General features: G+C 45.6%; 11 protein-coding genes. 6 read left to right on the forward strand and 5 right to left on the reverse strand.

From position 1 onward, the window contains the following. The first annotated feature begins 36 nt into the window (after positions 1-36). From AABK40_RS15510 to AABK40_RS15520, 3 genes are all read left to right on the forward strand, one after another. Positions 37-1608: a S1C family serine protease gene (locus tag AABK40_RS15510; RefSeq protein WP_338398570.1), complete on the forward strand. Its 1572-nt coding sequence runs from the start codon at positions 37-39 to the stop codon at positions 1606-1608. A gap of 59 nt (positions 1609-1667) precedes the next feature. Continuing rightward, the gene (locus AABK40_RS15515; protein ID WP_338398571.1) at positions 1668-2291 is read left to right on the forward strand and encodes a hypothetical protein; all 624 of its coding nucleotides are present in this window, start codon (positions 1668-1670) and stop codon (positions 2289-2291) included. A 111-nt stretch (positions 2292-2402) separates the two neighbouring features. Beyond that, entirely contained in the window at positions 2403-3422 is a 1020-nt protein-coding gene (locus tag AABK40_RS15520) for a LacI family DNA-binding transcriptional regulator (RefSeq protein WP_338398572.1), read from the forward strand. A 496-nt stretch (positions 3423-3918) separates the two neighbouring features. Here the strand turns inward: AABK40_RS15520 and AABK40_RS15525 are convergent, their stop codons facing one another. The 3 genes from AABK40_RS15525 to AABK40_RS15535 form a co-directional block, all read right to left on the reverse strand. Further along, positions 3919-4890, reverse strand: a complete 972-nt coding sequence (locus tag AABK40_RS15525; protein WP_338398573.1) for a glycoside hydrolase family 130 protein — start codon at positions 4888-4890, stop codon at positions 3919-3921. 44 nt (positions 4891-4934) lie between these two features. Next, positions 4935-6848, reverse strand: a complete 1914-nt coding sequence (locus tag AABK40_RS15530; RefSeq protein ID WP_338398574.1) for a sodium:solute symporter family protein — start codon at positions 6846-6848, stop codon at positions 4935-4937. Between the two features lie 436 nt (positions 6849-7284). Continuing rightward, positions 7285-7683 (reverse strand): phospholipase D-like domain-containing protein, encoded by a 399-nt coding sequence (locus AABK40_RS15535; protein WP_338398575.1) that lies wholly within the window; start codon positions 7681-7683, stop codon positions 7285-7287. Here AABK40_RS15535 and AABK40_RS15540 point away from each other — a divergent pair. Continuing rightward, complete coding sequence (locus AABK40_RS15540; protein WP_338398576.1) at positions 7682-7828, forward strand: hypothetical protein; 147 nt, start codon at positions 7682-7684, stop codon at positions 7826-7828. The two genes, AABK40_RS15535 and AABK40_RS15540, sit on opposite strands and share 2 nt — an antisense overlap. Before the next feature lie 74 nt (positions 7829-7902). On the opposite strand, the gene AABK40_RS15545 is transcribed toward AABK40_RS15540, so the two are convergent. Then, positions 7903-11073, reverse strand: coding sequence for a TonB-dependent receptor (locus AABK40_RS15545; protein WP_338398577.1), 3171 nt, complete (start codon positions 11071-11073; stop codon positions 7903-7905). A 618-nt stretch (positions 11074-11691) separates the two neighbouring features. Then, entirely contained in the window at positions 11692-15306 is a 3615-nt protein-coding gene (locus tag AABK40_RS15550) for an Ig-like domain-containing protein (RefSeq protein WP_338398578.1), read from the reverse strand. A 489-nt stretch (positions 15307-15795) separates the two neighbouring features. Here AABK40_RS15550 and AABK40_RS15555 point away from each other — a divergent pair, with 489 nt between their 5' ends. Both AABK40_RS15555 and AABK40_RS15560 read left to right on the forward strand, forming a co-directional pair. Continuing rightward, positions 15796-17430, forward strand: coding sequence for an alpha-L-arabinofuranosidase C-terminal domain-containing protein (locus AABK40_RS15555; protein WP_338398580.1), 1635 nt, complete (start codon positions 15796-15798; stop codon positions 17428-17430). 307 nt (positions 17431-17737) lie between these two features. After that, on the forward strand, positions 17738-18061 hold the full coding sequence (locus AABK40_RS15560; RefSeq protein ID WP_338398581.1) for a hypothetical protein: 324 nt from the start codon (positions 17738-17740) through the stop codon (positions 18059-18061). Positions 18062-18698 lie beyond the last annotated feature (637 nt).

Raw genomic sequence — 18698 nt, forward strand, 5'->3', positions numbered from 1 at the left:
ATTAACTGATTTTTTATATACAACTTCAACCTTCTCATGCGAAAATTACTTGCGTTACTGCTAATTGGCAGCTCGTTGTTATCAAGCTGTGCTACCATTTTGAACAGTACCTACCAGCCGGTAGCGATTAAAAAAAAGCGATCATCAACTATTCTGATTGATGGGAAAAGACCTAAAAAAAGGAGCGGAAAATATCTCCTAAAAAGAGACCTCAAACCAAAACAAATCACCGTCAAATCCAAAGGTCAAAAGGATAAAAATATCGTTGTGATTCAAAGCAACAAATCACCATTTTACATCCTTTCTGTCGTTCCTTTTGGTATCCTATTCTTTCCAATGATCCTCGACTCAGGGGATAAGTCATTTGATTATGACCGAAAAACCGTCAAAATAACAAACACCAATGATATCTCCGCTCGGGATAGTGTCTCAAAGAAAATTCACATCAATAAAGTGAGCTTTGATATCCCCGAAAAAAAACTGGTCGTCAATATTCATAGATATAGAGATTACAGAGCAGGTAGAAAGAGTGAGGCGCTTACAAAAACTGCTAATGAAACTGAAAATATAAAGCTTGAACATACCATTTTTGACCAAGCATTGAATAATATCCTTGTCGATAAAGGATTTATTGATACCACAGCAAGCATCCTCAATTACAGCTACGCCGATAATTTGTTAATCAATGCTGAGATCACAGACTACGAAGCAAATGTGGTATTAAATGATTACCAAGAAAATAGTGGTATGATGGTGATCGATTTAAAAATAAAATGGGAAATCCTTGATTACTATAAGAGGCCTATTTACAGCTTGACGACCAAATCAACCTCCGATGAGTTTGCATTTTATGACGAAGATGACAGTGAGAAAACAATAAAAGCTACTTTTAAAGATGCGATAGAAATTGGCTTTATCGAATTCATGTCCAATAAAAATGTGGTCAATCAATTGCATGACCGTAGCAACGAGCAAGAAGAGAGGAACATGAAACCTATTGATATTTTTGTTAGTAAATCAGGGGTTAATGACCTGGGGCAGGCGATAAAATCAAGCCTCACCATAAAAACAAAAGAAGGTTTTGGCAGTGGCTTTATTATTAGTAACGACGGTTATATTATTACCAATTACCATGTTGTTGCTCCTGAAAAAGACCTCACTGTCATTCTAAACAATCAACAGGAATATGAGGCTGAACTGGTCCGAAAAAGTAAAACCCATGACCTTGCCCTGTTAAAAATTAAAGCCACCAATTTAACCCCTTTCCATATCAATACTTCAAAAAATATAGAACTCACGAAAGAAGTATACGCCGTAGGGACCCCGAATAAAGAAGATCTTTCCCAGACCATTTCTAAAGGGATTATCTCAGGGATCAGAGATACTGGATATTCTAAGCGAATCCAAACAGATGCCAGTGTGAATAGCGGAAATAGTGGTGGCCCATTGGTGGATAAACAAGGTAATGTATTAGGAGTAGTAGCATCAAAACTTAAAGGAATTGGTATCGAAGGTGTCGCCTTTGGTATTCCCGCGTATGAGATTATTGATCAACTGAAACTAAATATTATCACCTCCGAGCAACAAGAAGCAAAAGTGCTCAAGTGATGCATTAAATAACAAGATATTCCTCTATAAATCTCTAACACTTAATTCGTTATATTCCAATGAAAAACAATTTAATCATTTGCCTTTTAGCTTTATTCGCCTTTAGCTGTGCTGGAAACTACAAACCTATGGGAGGGTCAAGACTTCCTGCAATCCATGAGGGAGAAGGATTTAAGTATTCAATTGTACCCAACCAACTCAACTACAGAAATGGTAAAAAATACGGGAAAAAGATGATGAAAAGCAATTTGGATGCAGTAGCTGTAACCATTGAAAATACGGGGGACACCCCCTTAATTTTCGGCCAAGATATCGCTGTACAAAGTAATGGTATAATAATTCCCACCCACGAGGCTGAATACGTTTATTCAAGTATTAAACAAAAACCTGCCACTCACCTATTTTATCTTTTATTAACTATCCTTGAGTTAAATGTTCAGGATGGGACAGGTCAGACAACAGATTCCTATCCTATTGGGGTAGTTATCGGACCGGGCTTAGCGATTGGAAACATGGCTGTAGCAAGTACTGCCAATAGAGCTTTGAATGAAGAATTGGTTGCTTTCGATCTTAAAAATAAAATCGTTCAACCAGGTCAAACCATCGGAGGCTACATTTACACCGACAAGAGCTTTACCTTAAATTTAACGCTTAAACGCATTAATCAAGGCACAAAAAAATAAAGACTGACATTGAACAGTTCAGTATTGGTCAGACAAACAACGCATCAGCTTCGGTGCGTTGTTTTTTTATCTCCTTACAATTTTTTCCTTACCTTTACAGCCATCACTATTATGGCAAAACAAACGACAATACACGATATCGCCAAAGCACTGGGCATTAACAGTTCAACCGTTTCCCGCGCACTGAACGACCACCCCAGGGTTTCGATCAAAACCAAGCAAAAGGTTTTTGAGATGGCCAAGGAAATGAATTATCAGCCCAATGTGCTGGCGGCCAACCTACGGACCAAACGCAGCAATACGTTGGGGATTGTGGTCCCGCATATTTCCCGTGCATTTTTCTCGAATGTAATTGCTGGCGTGGAGGAATACGCTCAACAAAAAGGCTTTAATGTCATTATTGCCCAATCAAAAGACATGTTGGAAAGGGAGCGGAAAAGCGTACAGACCCTTATGAACAGCAGGGTCGATGGGATCCTGATTTCTCCCGCCCTCGGCAATGAGGACGCACAGCATATTCAGGAGGTTATCGACCGAAAAACGCCTGTATTTTTCTTTGATCGCCATTATAAAAATATTGAAACTACCCGGGTGCTGATGGACGATCAGCAAATTTCCGCAGCCCTTGCCTCCAACATTATACAGCAGGGGGCAAAGCGCTTTTTGGTACTTTCAGGCGACCTGAAAACGAGCATTTATCAAAATCGCTTGCAGGGCATCAACAATATGCTTGCCGACTACGAGCTGCCTGAAGCGATGGTGCAGGAAACCAACCTTACCTATGAATCTTCTTCAGCATTGATCGAACAAATCGTTCAGGAAGGCTCCTTCGAATTTGATGCTGTAATGGCCATGAACGATATGGCGGCACTCGGTGCGCAAGAGGCACTGAAAAAGGCGGGATTCACTATTCCCGATCAGGTACTTATCAGTGGATTCAGTAATGAAATGTTCAGTAGATTTTCTTCCCCACCGATCACGACCGTAGATCAGAATGGTGATAAACTCGGCTATATGGCGGCAAAAAAAATCATTGATTTTATTGAAGACCCTGACCCTATTGCTGTGGAAGAAACCTCCACGCTGAAAAGTGAGCTGATCCTCCGGAAATCCTCGCAGCGATACCAGTAGCCCCCTTTATTGTCGCCTGTTTTGCCCACAGATTTATAGAATTAAAGGTCTTCTTGTCGGTATGCGCACAGACAAACCGCTGATGAAGCATATTTGAATAAGTTTTATCCGAAAGGGATTTTATAAGAGATTCATGGCCTCCACGACAAACAATATTACGCCCTTTCAGGAAGCAGCAAGTTGTGGGCTATTTTCACAGGCTTCTCCCCCTGAGCTAAGTCAGCCCCCTTCGGGGAGTTCTTCAAGCCTAATTTTATTGTGAACTTGATGGTGTTCGGCCCATGTAGGAGGAGCTGAACAAACCGCAATTCATCACCATCCAAACCATCAGCTGATGTGGGTGGGCAAACCCGCGTGTTCGCCCGAAATGATTATGAAAAAACACTTTCAGACAGGCGCACGAGGCTGCCCAAATCACCCTAAATTCATACTGATTAAAATTAGGGTGACGTGACAGCGGTTGTCACTGGTAAACCTTCCAATAGCGGAGGCCATTTTACAGGGAATTTTCCTTCAGCCAGGCCAAGATTTCATCCTGCCGACAAAATGCCAGACCTGTTACGGTATCGGCGGCGCCATAATAAATCGCGATGCGTCCAGCATCATCCCGCAAAGCTGCACAGGGGAAAACCACATTCGGCACATCGCCCACACATTCGTAGTTTGTTTGCGGCGATAAAAGGTAGGGTTGCGACCGCAGCAGTACCTTCCAGGGTTGCTCCAAATCCAACAATGCCACCCCCATAGCATACACATAGCCATTGCACGAGCGGAGTACGCCATGGTAAAAAAGCAACCAGCCTTCTGCTGTTTCAATTGGTGCAGGCCCAGCACCAATTTTCAGGCATTGCCATGCAGAATCCTCAAAGGCGGCGGGGCCCATTACATGCCGATGCTCCCCCCAGTATTTCAGGTCGGGACTCTGACTCAAGAATATATCCCCAAAAGGGGTGTGCCCGGTATCGGAAGGCCTGCTGAGCATCAGGAATTTCCCATTGATCTTTTTCGGAAACAGCACCCCGTTCCTGTTATAAGGCAAAAAGGCATTTTCGCACTGGTGAAAAGTTTTAAAATCAAAAGTATAGGCCAGGCCAATCGTTGGGCCATGGTAGCCATTGCACCACTGTACATAATACCGGTCTTCGATATAGACCACCCGTGGATCGTAGGCATATTCTGAATGCACAAATTCAGCATCGCCAAGCAAAAACTGGATTGGCTCAGGGTTAATTTCCCAGTCAATCCCATTTTTACTGAATCCCGCATGAATCCGCATCTGCCTGCTGGTATTATCACAACGAAAGACCCCTGCAAATCCGCTTTCAAAAGGAACCACAGCACTGTTGAAAATACTGTTGGAATTGGGCAATGAGTCCCGCTTGATCACGGGGTTGTGGCGGTATCGCCATATGGGTGCTTGGGAGTCCGCAGGGCGTTCTTCCCAGGGAATATTGACTTGATTTTTCATTGTTTTGAAATTTTATAGTGAAAGGAACGGCAGAGAAAAGCAGCCTACTGATCGGTCATGGCGGTTGCTTCCATCCCCTGGGCTTTTGCCACTTGTTCCTGTTGCATCAATTGTTGAGTGGTGGCTAAATCGGCAGGATAATCTTCGAGTTTATCCCACCACTTCACTTTCAGTATCCACATACTGACCACCATCAGTCCAATACTTACCGACATCAGCAAATAATCGCCAATGATCAGGTAAACAGGAATCAGGTGCAGTGAAAGTTGCCATATTATGCCCACAAGGCAGTTGAACAGGTCGAGCCTGAAATTGGTATTGGGCTTGAAATCGGGGTTCGTTTGGCGCAAAGCCGCTTCAACAGGCCGCCAAAAACCCCAGGGCCGAACCGAAGCGTAAAAGCTTTTCAGCACCTGCATGTCTTCAGGAGGAGTTGCTAAAGAAACCCCGACAGAAAATAGCATGGATACCCCAAAAATTAGCGGAAAGCTGATCAGTACTGAAGCCGACGGCATTAAAAGGGGAATCGCCACTGCGGTAACCAGGCCAGAGATCATTCCCCAAAAATAACCCTGAGCGTTGAATCGCCACCAGATCCATTTGAGCAAATTGGCCGACGTATAGCCGCCGAACAAAGCACCGACAATCCACTTGAGCACACTGTCGATAGAACTGACAAATAAACCAAAGAAAATTCCCACCAATACAATCGCAAACGAGGCCAGGTAACTCATCCTGATCAGGCGTTTGTCGGAGGCCTGAGGATTGATGTATTTTCGGTATAAATCATTGACAATATAGGCCGGCCCCGCATTTACATTGGCGGCAAAAGTGGACATAAAAGCCGATATCAGTCCTGCCATAAACAGCCCCTTGAAGCCGACTGGAATATAAGCCCTGACCGCCATGGGCAGGATCAGTTCAAAATCCACGGTATCACCCATATTCGCAAAATCAGCCTGAAGGAAAACAAGCGCAATGGCCGCCAGGCCGAAGATCATCAGATAACGGGGAATGAAAAGCACCAGCGAAACAATGCCACTCATTTTGGCCGCCTCCTTAGGGCTTCGGGTAGCCAAAATCCGCTGCATATCGTAACTTGGTGCTGGGCCCGCAACCGACACGAGGAATCCTTTAAAGAGCATCATCATCAACAGCGCCCCGAAAACATCATAACCATCTTCTATAATTTTACTGTTAAGTGCCGGCAACCGCTCCGACCAGTCGAGGCCGAGGCTCCAGCCAAAATGCAAATCGGTCCAGCCTTCAGGAACGCTACTCAACAGCATTTCTGGCGACACCAAATACAGGGCAATGCAGCCCACTGCAATACAGGCCACCGTCATGATCACAAACTGCAACAGCTCGGTCATCACCACCGAATACATTCCTCCTTTAATAACATACAGCGTCGTAAAACCCATCACGATCATCGCATATACCTTCGCCGAGGTGACCATAAATCCCCCTACCTGAAAACTCAAATCCCAGGGCATAAAGGTAGCCGTAAACTTGCCGATACCTTCGAAGCCGTAAGTAATAAATCCTACCACCGCAATAATGGCAAAAATCACCACCACAATATGCGCCTGCGTGGTGCCTTTATGCTTTCCAAATCGGGTGGTGAGCCATTCGGCACCAGTAAGCACGTTGGATCGGCGAAGCCATACGGCCAAAAAGATCATCAGGAATACCTGATTCCATACCGGCCAGAGCCAGGGAATCCAGACGCTCTTCACCCCATATATAAAGGCGAGCGAAACCATCCACATGGTGCCCGTGATATCGAACATTCCCGAGGCATTGGAGACGCCTAGAATATACCAGGGGATCGTTTTTCCGCCGAGGAAATAGCTGTCCAGGTTTTTTGATGCCCGCTTGGCAATGAAATAACCGATAAAGACGGTCAGTAAAAAATAACAGACAATGATGCCTACATCCCACTGTGATAGTTCCATAAAACTTGATTTAAAAAATTTGTACACCACCCAGCAATGGGCGCCTTACAAATCAAAGTCAGCGGAGATAAAAAGGGGGGTGTTTTTGAATTACAATCTAAATTACAGCGGAATTTGACGGCTGTTCTGTTTCCTTTTGGGTTGAAATTGGGAAGGGTGCTATCGGTCTGCAAAGGAGCTGCGGCGCGGTGGTTTCCCAAACGATCCATTACCCCCTTTGCAAGACCGCAAACTCCGCCTCAATTTCAAACTTCAGGGGTGCTGTTAGTTTATGACAAATTCGGCATCGAACCAGTCGATATATTGCTGACATATCGTTTGGTCTTGAACTGGGCTGTCGAATATTTTTGTACCTATCGGTACGGACGTTGCATGCAACGTCCCTACACACCATAAATCTCATTTTTGTGTGGAATAATTTCATATTTTCGACAGGCTAATCTTGAACTGACATCAGCAATTCAAAATTATAAATCAGCGAACGCCGACGAAAATTATGGGCACCCGTCCAGGCAGAACGTTCACCATTTTTCCTTTCGATAAAAATATTCTTATTGTGCAATACAGGAGAGCTGACCCATTTAACCTCAAAATGCGGATATTCCTCTTGCCAGTTACTCAGGTGGTCCACCCAGCTTTGGTCAATATTCTCCGAACGCAATGTTGGAGCCATCACTTGCAGGCGCACGCCCCTGCGTAATAAATTTTCCATAGATGCCCTCAGGTCAGGACGGTCATCTTCCCATTTCGAGTTTGCAATCCGTACCCGATCGCCCTGTTCAAGCTGGTCGAAAATTTCAGCGCATACCGCAAAAGAATATGTAGGGGTTGCCATGCGGGCACTCCTACAGGCGGCCAAAGAGGATCAGTTGTTATTTGAAAACACTTTTGAATGCCTTGACAGTCCGCATTGGAAGGCTTCGGGTATGGCTATGCTTTTGGCTGCTGGGCTGCTGCAGGCATTGGCATATGGCAACTAAAATTCACTAAAAAAGGCACAAAAAAAAGCCGTGCTTTTGGAGGCACGGCTTCAACATGATGTATCAAGGATTAATTAGAAGATCCAACGCAGACCTACTTGCGCTTGCCATTTCGACAGTAGCGACACGTCGTCGTTGAATGAATTTTGTGTTGCTGGGTTGAAGGTATAAGTTGCCGTATATTCCCCATCGGTAGTGGTAGCGTCTACACTTTCCACTGAAATTGGGTTCACATTGTATGGCAACTGACGAACGCCCCAGTTGGAGTTCAGCATGTTTCCGATATTCAGCACATCCAAAGATAACTGAAGGGTATTTTTTCGGTCACCGATATTGAAGTTGAAATCCTGAAGGATTCTCAAGTCAAATTGTGCAAACCAAGGCAACATGGCGCCATTACGCTCTGCAAACTGACCACGACGGCTGCTCAGGTAATCGTCCTGCGCAATGAACTGATCGAGTGCCTGCCACTGCTCTGCTGCAGAAACACCATTCATGTCCACCAAATTGATCTGGTCTGCTGAAGCAGGAACAAAGATCAAATCGTTGAAACGGATGTTATCGTTGTTGGCATCACCTGCATAAGTGTAAGAGTAACGGTTTCCTTTAGCCACTTCGCCAAACAAAGAAACTGAAGTTTTCCACTGGCCTCCACCATATACTTTACCATAATTAATCGAAGTAATGAAACGGTGACGCAAACCGTAGCGAGAGTGTGCAAACTGCGATTGGTTAGGATCACCGACCACAGGATTACGCTGGAAAGCATCCGCAGCAATCTCGGCAGGAATTGAAGTGTAATCTTTGGACTCCATGAAAGTATAAGCCGCCATCACGTTCAAACCAGAACGGAACGCTTTTTTTACTGTTCCCGTCAAAGAGTACTGATACCCTTCGTCCACATTTTCCAAAACAATTGCACCTGCATCAAGGAAGGGTTCAAAATTCTTGGCATTTGAATAAATATTGGCCTCATCGCCTTGGAATACTGGCTGACCATTGCCCTGCAATTTGCCCGTAGGCTTACGCATATTATAGTTGCGGTGAACCACTGCGTTCAAATCTTTCGAGTAAATACCTTCTACCGAAGCGAACCATCCACTACCAAAATCATGGTCATAGGCAATGTTTGTTTTCCATACCTGTGGGAAGTTGAAATCAGAAGCCGTAGCGTTCACCTGGAAAGTATAGCCCGGGTTGATGCTTGGGTTCGACGCCTGGTTACCCAACCATACGAATGGGATACGACCAGTAAACACACCCGATCCACCTCGCAATTGTTGTCTTTGGTCATCATTAACATCCCAGTTGAAACCTACACGTGGCGACCACAACAGTTTAGCATCAGGGAATTTTGAAGGGTCAACCGTTACAGCCTCACCATTGGTATCTACAAAGCCATCGAATTCAGCTACTTCCGCATCATAAGCAATTTCACTCATATAAATCGGCTTATCAACACGCAAACCTGCCGTCAATTTGAAATTGCTCGCCATTTGCCATTCATCCTGAATATAGAATGCCGCCTGCGCTACATCCACTTCTGCCATTTGGTAAGGCTTGGTAGCATTATTTGCTACATCTGCATCGTAATCTACCTGTTCGTACTCACCTTTGATAGCATTGAAAGCACGGTCAGCAAGGAAATCTTCAACATTCAAGAAAGTATGACCTGGGTAATAGAACAAGTTGAATGAGTTGTTGAAGAAGAAAGCCTCAACATTCATACCTACTGTAACAGTGTGCTTGTCCAAGTACAAAGTGAAATCATCACGGAACTGGAAGATATCCTGATCCAACATGTTGTTGGTAGAGAACATCTCTGAACCAGCCGTCATTGAGATTTGCCCTGCATCATTCAAAATATCGATCACCGGATAAGGCTTTGACCATGGATCACGGAAATCGCGGAATTTGGAATAACCGGCCTGCAGTTTATTGGAAGCGACGTTACCAAATCGGCTGTTCAGTTCTGCCATCCAAGAATCAATATTGTTATTGATCGTATAAGATGAGCTTGAGAAAGGCAAACGGTAAGGCGTAGCACCTCGGCCGCCAATCGCCTCAGGGTGAGGTAAAATATCTTTCCATGCACGCAAGCTGTTGTATCTCAGCGAGAAGTTCTGATCATCATTGATGTTCCAGTCCAGCTTTGCCAACAGTTTTCTGTTTTCCTTCTGATGGTTATAGCCTTCAAATTCACCAGCATCATAATCCCATTCGTTCATCAGGTGATTTTTCACTGCTGAAGCCGCATCAAAATCCACACTTGTGATGTTGCCACCAACTTGCTCCCCTTCGCGACGGGCACGGAAACCGTGTGCCAGCTCTGTAGCTTGCTCAATTTCCCCATTGACAAAGAAGAACAGTTTATTTTTTACAATAGCTCCACCCAATGAAACCCCTGCCTGATAGTTTTTATAATCAAGGTTCGGAATTTCTGTTCCTGAAACTTTGCTACCGATCATGTCCTGATTACGGCCAAACATATAAGCTGTACCGTGGAATTCGTTGGTTCCTGATTTGGTTACCGCATTTACACCAGCACCCGTGAAACCACCTTCACGAACATCAAATGGCGCCAAAGAAACCTGCACCTGCTCCAGTGCATCCAACGATACTGGCTGTGCGCCTGCCTGTCCACCAGGAGTTGCTACATCCAGACCAAAGGAGTTGTTAAACACTGATCCATCAAGAGAGAAGTTATTGTACAGGTTGTTTCGTCCACCGAAAGAGTTCCCGTCAGACTGTGGTGTCAAACGTGTGAAATCTGCTGCCGAACGGCTGATCGTCGGCAAACCTTTTAATTGTTCGGAAGAAATTGAAGTGGCTGCCCCTGTGCGCTCACCATTGATGTCTGCATTGGCATTCGCTACAATCTCTACCCCTTCAAGGTTGACCGTAGATTCCGAAAGTGCAATGTTTAATTTCTGCGATTCCCCTAATTTGAGGAAGAGGTTGTCCACTTGTTGGGCATGATAACCGACAAAGGAAACCGATACCTGATAAGGCCCACCAACACGCATCCCGCGAATGGTAAACTGACCATCCACCAAGGTAGTGGTTCCGTACCTGGTTCCTGATGGTGTGTGAACAGCAATAACTGTTGCGCCAGGCAGGTTTTCTTTGGCCTGCGAAGAGATGACGCCAGTTAGCGCTGCTGTAGTGTTTTGCGCTGAAAGATTGCCAGTGAAAAACACAAAGCCCAGCAATAAAGCAACAAACGAGTAAAAGTTCTTGTGCATTTTAGTTAAATGAAATTAATAATTCATTAAAATTTGATGCAAACCTAACTGATTTGCAGCACGTTTTCAAACCCACCAAATCGTACAAAAACGGATAAGACACTCCTAATTATTGTAAAAGTACAATAAATATTTTCAACCCAAGCACCGCCATTTTCGCCAAAAAAATGAAAAAACTGTTGGATCGCTACTCGAAACTCTATTTCATAAAAATGAAATCATGAACAGCGGCAAAAAACAAAAACGTCCCATTCCCCTTAATTTTTAACCCTATCGACATCAATAAAACCACAAAAATGGGAAACTTGGGTTAATAAAAAAACAGATTCCTGAAATCAACAGGTATTTACAACAGTCCTGTCCCCTTTTAAAAAAACCACTACCGTAGGAATGCCTTTCTTTCCTTTTTCCAATTATTACAGAACTCATCTTTTTTGTGTAAAAAATTAAAAAACTTACATGACCTTCCATTCACTTTAATTGAAACAAAAATAATGCAATCACCAAGCCGCAATACCAATACTAATTCTGTTTTAATTCCTATTTAAAAAAAGACTGATGCCCGAGCCTATTTGCGTTTCGGGTCATCAGTCTTTTCTTTGGGTTCAGTGGTTTAATTTATTGCAATATCAGTGCAGACCATTGTCTGCTGTTGCCGATAAAATAGTGCCCTCTGGGCAAATCACTGACATCTATCGTCTGTAAGGAGCTGCTGATGTCGATCATTTTCAGCGGGCGACCTGTGGCATCAATAATATGCAGCCGTTCCCCTTTCCGATGGGTGATCGTCAACAGCCCTGAGGCTGGATTGGGATAAACCTTCCCCTTCTCCTTAAAAGCATCGTTCATCAATCTCAAATTTTCCATCAGCTCCACCTGCGAACTTTCTACCCATATCGATGCCCCAGCACTGTTTTTGGCTTTAATTCTGAAGGTGTATTTTCGGCCAATATTCAGCCCCGAAATACTCACAGCCTCATTGTCGGCGGCAGGTTTTGGCATATTGGCTCCCCGAAAGCTATCCCCTTCTTCCTGCGCCTGAACTTCGAAAAAAGCCTCATTATCGGAATTGTCCTGCCAGTGCAGCACCACACTGCTTTCCGATGTTACCTGCGCCCATACCTGGCATGGCGGATTGGGTTTATCGCCTCCACTTACCGCATCGCAGTCGCCATTGGTGTTTACATAAGCCTCCACATCAATCACGTCCGTAAAACCTCCGTCGGCAGTGGTTACCGTAATGGTGGTATTGCCCAGCCCACTTGCACGTACAAGTCCCTCGCTGCTGACCGTCGCCACCGCCTCATTTTGACTGCTGAAAATCACCGCCTGATTCGTTGCATTGGCAGGCAGCACGGCAAAGTCCAACAGCTGTTCCTCCTCCAAAGCAAGGCGCAAAGGCGCGGTACTGATCTGCACCCCAGTTACAGGAACTGTTGAGGGGTTGCCAGGACTTACCTCCACCCCTGAAATCAGTATTTTATCGATATAGGCCTTCGAAGCACCGCCGCCCCAGCGCTCAATAGTAATTTGGCTGAACTGTGAAGCATCAAAACTGCCCCCACTCAAAGGCACGCTCACTGTCCCCCACTGATTAGCGGGAAAGCTTTTATTGGTGTGGTTGATATTTCCGCCATCAGCACTTTGCAGCTTCACATTGAGGCCATTCATGCTGCCGCCAATGCCATAACCGCTCAGTTCCAGGGTTCCTCCTGTTGCTTTCAAAGGATCAAAACTGATCGTCAGGGCGTGGTCTGCGCCAGGTGCTACACTCTGATCGAGCCCCTGCACATACCTCGAGGCACTCCCTTCTGCCGCCTGCGCCGTGCTTGCCGACGATTCCACATTCCCAAAAGACCCCCAGGCGAGTCCAGCAGTGGTAGCGGCATCGGTATAAATATTATAGATGATGTTTACAGGTGGCTGCAAACCGCCTTCATCAATTGGTGGCAGCGGATCCGCCGTTTGCCCATTGATTTTCCGCGCAAGCAAACCAGCACCCTGTGTGGCAAGGTAGAGTTTTCCGTTGATCAGTTTCATCTTCTTGGTGGTAGAATAATGCAGGTCGTCCGTCCAGCTGCTCCACTGCACGGAGCCGTCGGCCTGAACGATCCCCTTCATCACCCCATATCCCCAGCGCACATCTTCCCAAATCTGATAGGTTACATAAAGGGTATGACCATCGGCAAGCATATCGTTGGTCTGGATAATATGATGCGAGGGATCGTACCAGTCGGGTTGCTCAAGGTAATTGAACAAATCGGCATCCCAGAGCACGGCCGAAGCCTCGAAAGTGGTGGCTTCATCTTTGGCCAGCACAATCCCCTTGTACCGCTCATAAGTATAGGTGTATCGGTGCCCATCCCTGTTCACCACGGCCAGCCCGCCCCAGTGCATATTGTTGGTCTGCCCTGTGCTTCGGCTCATTTGTTGCCAGCTGTAGCTGCCATCACTGTTTCGGCTTCCTTTGTAGGTGCCTGAATTATCCTTATAGTACACTTTGTCGGTGTTCTCGGTATCGAAAGCGAAATCAGCCCCGAGGGAGGTTCCGCTGTGAATTTTCCTGAAATAAGGCGCACCAGTATTGATCAGCGAAACGATGTCGTCACACAGGTAAAGGCCAGTATGGGTAATGACATACAGCCGCTTATAGTCCTCGGGATCGGCATGAAATTGCCAAATTCTGTTTTTGGGCAATCCCTTTTTATCGGCTGCGCTGGTACCAAAAGCCAGCTTCTGCCAGTTGTGATTCGGCTGGTCAAGGTCGAGGGTTTTGTAAAGCAAATTCGAGTTGGCCGCAGGGTTCCCACCACCATAACCCGAGGCGGCATCCATGAGCACAATGGCAGGATCAGTAGGAATAATATGTACGCCGTGACCATCCTGCACGCCAAAGGTGGTGCGACTTTGCACCCACGAGCCGCCATTGTCCCAGCTTTCCAGTGCAAGATTATCAGCCTGCCCCTGAATAAGGTAATTGCCATGTCCCGCCATATCATAGGTAAAAGTAGAGGCCGTTCCTCGGGAGCGGTAAAAGTCAAGGCCGTTTTCCGTTTTCACATAACCTGTACTCACCACTCGCCAGCCCTCATTTCCCTTGGCCGCATCGCCTGTAAAGTAAGATTGCTGCGCCTGCGTGAATACCCCGCGTTCCACCTCGGGAAGGTTCCATGCCGCAGGAAAATAAGTCTTATTTCGGCAGTTGGCCACATAATAGTTCCAGCCGATGTCGTAGGGTACGGAGCTGTTGTTGCCGTTATGCGACATCACGACCTGAAAAACAGCCGAGGCACTCGCATGGGAAGACAAATCCACGGTGGCCTCAAAAAGCCCTTCATTTGGATTTTGATCCCGCTGACTCACCAACACATGGTAGGTGTCGTTCTGGGAATCCTGATACACCAGCGGCTCCCACATCTGGTGGCTATCCCAGCTGCCTTTGCCCAGATCCTGCCATTGCCCATTGGCCAAATCCTGCACAAACAGGCGGGCAAATCCTCCTTTGCGGTATAAAGCAAACAGCCATTTGCCATCGGCGGAAATATCTGCTCCCCAACAGGCGGCGCCATCCAAACCGGCAGGGGCGCTCACCAATGACCAGCTTGAAGCGGTATTGGTGGATTTGAAAAGGCCATCGGCGGTACTGATGAATATTTGGCTGCTGTGGTTTGGGTGAACGGTAATCGACTGCACCCGAGGGTCGCCCGAAGCATAGGCATCCCAGGAACTTTTGTGCCAGTTTTGACCTCCATCCGTAGAGTAGAACAGCTGCTTTACGTCGGTGGTTTCCTGCGGATAATGGCGCAAATGGCCGTCGTTCCCCCGCCAGTTTATTCCCGCAAAAATATGGTCGGGCTGCTGCGCATCAACCGTGATTACCCCTATGGTTTTATCCGCCATAACCGAAGGATGCGTATAGCTCGCTCCCTTGTCTGGACTGATGCTCAAGCCTTTGGCATGCCCAACATAGAAGGTATCTCCATGCCCTTTGGCGACCAAAATAAATGCGGTAGGCAAGTTTTTCGCCGCCCATTGCCAGGAAGTACCATAATCGCTGGTGTAATAAAATCCTTCCATATCCGAAGCCATAAACATTCGGCCAGGAACAGTCGGGTCGCAGGAAAGCCCCTGAACACGACCTCCTGCCCCAGGGTTCAGGGATTGCCAATACTGTGCGTTTGCAGTGCCCACCAGGCTCAAGAGCAAGGTCAGCAGAAAGAAAAAGTTTTTCATTTTGTGTTTATTTTGGGTGATGTTATGAAGTGCCTGACGCAATGATCCAAATTATGCTCCGTCCCCTTGAATGCACCCCCTCCTTTCGCTTCCTCAGAAATTGTTATCCCGCTTATCAGGTAAATGATCAGCTTAAATTTGGGGGTGGTATTGATGATCCATATTGCTCCTCGGCCAATGATTGAAGCAGGAATAATTCAAGGCAAAAAAAAGTAATGGTCTTTGGATATCCATCGCTCGGCGGAAAGGAAATTGCACTATGCGCGTGCTGTTTTCCTTCGGATTCGAAAAATAGCAGGAATAAAAAAATCACCTGAAAAGTGGAAATCTATGGAATAAAGAAAGATTATGGATGAAATAGGGGTTTTTAATGACCAACTCGCGTTAATGTTAGCCGATTATCTTTGAGTCTAAAAATTCATGTGTATTGATCCTGTTTTCAAAGAAACCGCCACCTGCTTTTGTGTATCTTCAGGAAACATTTTTTTTATGAGGTACAACAAACTAATCGTATTTTTTGTGGCCTGCATTGCTGTAAGCTGCCAAACTAAAACGCCCTTTTATAAAGTTTCAGATCAATCTATTGCTGATATTGATGACCGCATTTTTGGTGCTTTTTTTGAAAAGGCCACCTGGGATCATGAAATTGGTGCCGATGCAGCCATCAGCCTGAAAACCAAAGCGGTTTTTCCCGAAGTGTTGGACTACATGAAGTGGATGAACATTCCTGTGGTGCGATTCCCCGGAGGAACGGCCATTGATTACTACCCCTGGTATAACCTGATAGATCATATGCCTGGGCATCACGATAAACGCCCCGCGAACCTGCATTACGAAGCCATCAACAAAGAAATCAACCATTCCTCTGATGGGCGAATGGGTTTGCATGAGTTCATGACCCTCTGCGGACAGACCAATATGGAACCTATGTTGGTGGTGAATGTGGGTGATGCTTATTTCCATAAAAAGACCATTGAAGAGGCGGCGCAAAATCTTGGGGCTGACTTTGTTTCTTATTGTAATGATACAGAAGGACGGTGGGCGGATCTCCGCGCAAAAAACGGCCATCCAGCGCCCTTTGCCGTCAAATACTGGCAAATTGGCAATGAACCCTGGGCTTTTAAAGGACTGAACCCACGCAACAGAAATGCCGAAAGTGTGAAGCAATATGCGCAGTCGATGATCGCCTATGCCAAAGCCATGAAAGCCGCTGACCCTACGATTCAGTTGTTTATAGATGCTACGGACGATAATGAAAAGCAAATTCTTGCCGCCATCCCTGATGACATCGACTACCTCACTTTCCACAGCTATACCCCCTGGGGCATTCGGAATTTTAAAAAGGACGACCAGCCGATCGATCCGCAGGAGGTGAGTGATAAGGCCGTTTGGCAGGCATTGGTGGCGGCGCCCTTCATTGATCAGCAAACAGGCTACTCGAAGCTGAACAGCAGTGTGCTTCAGAAAAATGACAAACCACTGGCGGTAACAGAATGGAACTGGAATGGCTGGTTTGATGGGGAAGCCAAAAGTAAGCAACCCGCCAACGAACTGCTTGCCTACGGGCTCGGCGCGGGAAGTTACCTGCACGCTATTATGCGGCAGGCGGATAAAATTAAGGTGGCCAATCAGTCCATGTTGCTGGGTACGGGATGGAAAATCAGTGGTATTCGTGTTGATACCACCGAACAGCAGAGGCCGATTATGTACCCGTCGGCCATGGTTACGGGCTTGTACAGCCGACATCATGGGCAGCAGCTTTTACCTTTTGAAGGAACAGCCCTGCATTATTATGAGCAGCCCTTCAAGCTCAGCCTCCTGAAGCCTCAGCCAAAAGTCGCCGAGCAGGATATTGTGATTACGGCAGACGCGCAGCATTACTACCTCCATATTTTAAATCGTTCCTACGATGAAAAACGACCGCTCACTTTTGAATTTGAGCAGGAAATTGCCGACGATTATACGGAATACCGCCTGGCGGAAAGTGATGACCACTCGATGAGCCCCTATGCGGGCATCACCACTTTGAATCACCAAAATTACAATAGCACTGACCGCCAACTGACCGTCTGTGTGAGTCCAAAATCTATTACAATTTTTAAAATACAAAAAGACAACAGATAAGTACTTGGTCAAGGGTAACCGAGCACTTTGTTTTAGCCCATTTGAAACTTAAAATTCACAACGAAAATTTGGTGGATTGTGGAAGTGATCAATAATTCAAAATCAATTCCAATAATCCGAATTTGTCGTAGGATAGTCCGTTTTAAATACCCTCTTACTCATTACTTCTTTTGAAGGGGGCATTTTGGGAAATGCCCCCTATTTTTTTACGCCTTTGGTCACCCCATTTTATCTGCCTAAATTACGGCTGATGAGCTTCCCCTGATCAGGCTTTTCAAAACTCCACAACCTTAAAAACAACATCAACATGTTAGGCATCTTTTTAATTTATTGGATCGGAAAATACTATTATAATCTTGCTGATGAACATGACAAGCACAAATGGGGGTTCGCCTTTTTGGGCATTGGCATTTATTACGCTGGACTACTGTCTTTTGGCTTCCTGATTGGCGTCATCCTCTCACTCATAGACCCAAGCCTGATCGAGCGCATCAACGAATATCTTCTTGCCATTCTGGCACTGCCTGGGGGCATCCTGACAACCTACGCCGTTTATAAATATTTAGAAAAAAAATGGGCAAAGGAGATGAAAAAGTTCGACCATTTAAAGGAAGAAGTCAAAGCCTGGTAAACCCAATGATGATATTCAGAACGTGGTCACGAGCGAGACGCTCGCGCCAGTTAAATATAAATTTCTATATAAACAAAGAATTGCACCCTTTCAGGGTGATCGGGTTTTGGGGGGATAATTCGAGGGGTTTTACCCCTCGCTATGATAGGTAATCCCTTCGGGATATAATAATAGATCGTTTGAGCTCACGCCTATTTTTTCCATGGAATGAATTCCATGGCTATTACAAAAAGTCCCTTCAGGGCTGGTGTGCCGAAGGTACATTTTGTAACAGCTTCGGGTTTTAACCCGAAGTACATAAACGGGAAAATAATCCACAAAATACAGCCCTCTGAAGGGGCGCAATATAAATATCCATATAAACAAAATCTGTGGAAATCTGTGTCATCTGTGGACAATACAAAACCGCGCAATGATTAAGGTTTGCAGTACAACCCGACAATAACCCACCCTATTTTTGGAAGCCCTGTTCATCAAAAAGAATATTCAACCCTCCTCAAGCATCAGCAGGGGCGATCTGTAAAATAGATGGAATTTTACCGCGATAAACTTCTTTATTTATATTTATCCTCACTATATTTATGCAGAATACAATTTATATCATATTGAAAAGCATGATAATAGTGTCGGGGAAAGG

Source organism: Persicobacter psychrovividus (assembly GCF_036492425.1).
GTDB classification, from domain to species: domain Bacteria; phylum Bacteroidota; class Bacteroidia; order Cytophagales; family Cyclobacteriaceae; genus Persicobacter; species Persicobacter psychrovividus.

Excerpts from the sequence above, each read along its gene's own strand:
- AABK40_RS15510 (WP_338398570.1), top strand. The coding sequence starts at position 37 with ATGCGAAAATTACTTGCGTTACTGCTAATTGGCAGCTCGTTGTTATCA.
- AABK40_RS15515 (WP_338398571.1), top strand. The coding sequence starts at position 1,668 with ATGAAAAACAATTTAATCATTTGCCTTTTAGCTTTATTCGCCTTTAGC.
- AABK40_RS15520 (WP_338398572.1), top strand. The coding sequence starts at position 2,403 with ATGGCAAAACAAACGACAATACACGATATCGCCAAAGCACTGGGCATT.
- AABK40_RS15525 (WP_338398573.1), bottom strand. The coding sequence starts at position 4,890 with ATGAAAAATCAAGTCAATATTCCCTGGGAAGAACGCCCTGCGGACTCC.
- AABK40_RS15530 (WP_338398574.1), bottom strand. The coding sequence starts at position 6,848 with ATGGAACTATCACAGTGGGATGTAGGCATCATTGTCTGTTATTTTTTA.
- AABK40_RS15540 (WP_338398576.1), top strand. The coding sequence starts at position 7,682 with ATGCGGGCACTCCTACAGGCGGCCAAAGAGGATCAGTTGTTATTTGAA.
- AABK40_RS15535 (WP_338398575.1), bottom strand. The coding sequence starts at position 7,683 with ATGGCAACCCCTACATATTCTTTTGCGGTATGCGCTGAAATTTTCGAC.
- AABK40_RS15545 (WP_338398577.1), bottom strand. The coding sequence starts at position 11,073 with ATGCACAAGAACTTTTACTCGTTTGTTGCTTTATTGCTGGGCTTTGTG.
- AABK40_RS15550 (WP_338398578.1), bottom strand. The coding sequence starts at position 15,306 with ATGAAAAACTTTTTCTTTCTGCTGACCTTGCTCTTGAGCCTGGTGGGC.
- AABK40_RS15555 (WP_338398580.1), top strand. The coding sequence starts at position 15,796 with ATGAGGTACAACAAACTAATCGTATTTTTTGTGGCCTGCATTGCTGTA.
- AABK40_RS15560 (WP_338398581.1), top strand. The coding sequence starts at position 17,738 with ATGTTAGGCATCTTTTTAATTTATTGGATCGGAAAATACTATTATAAT.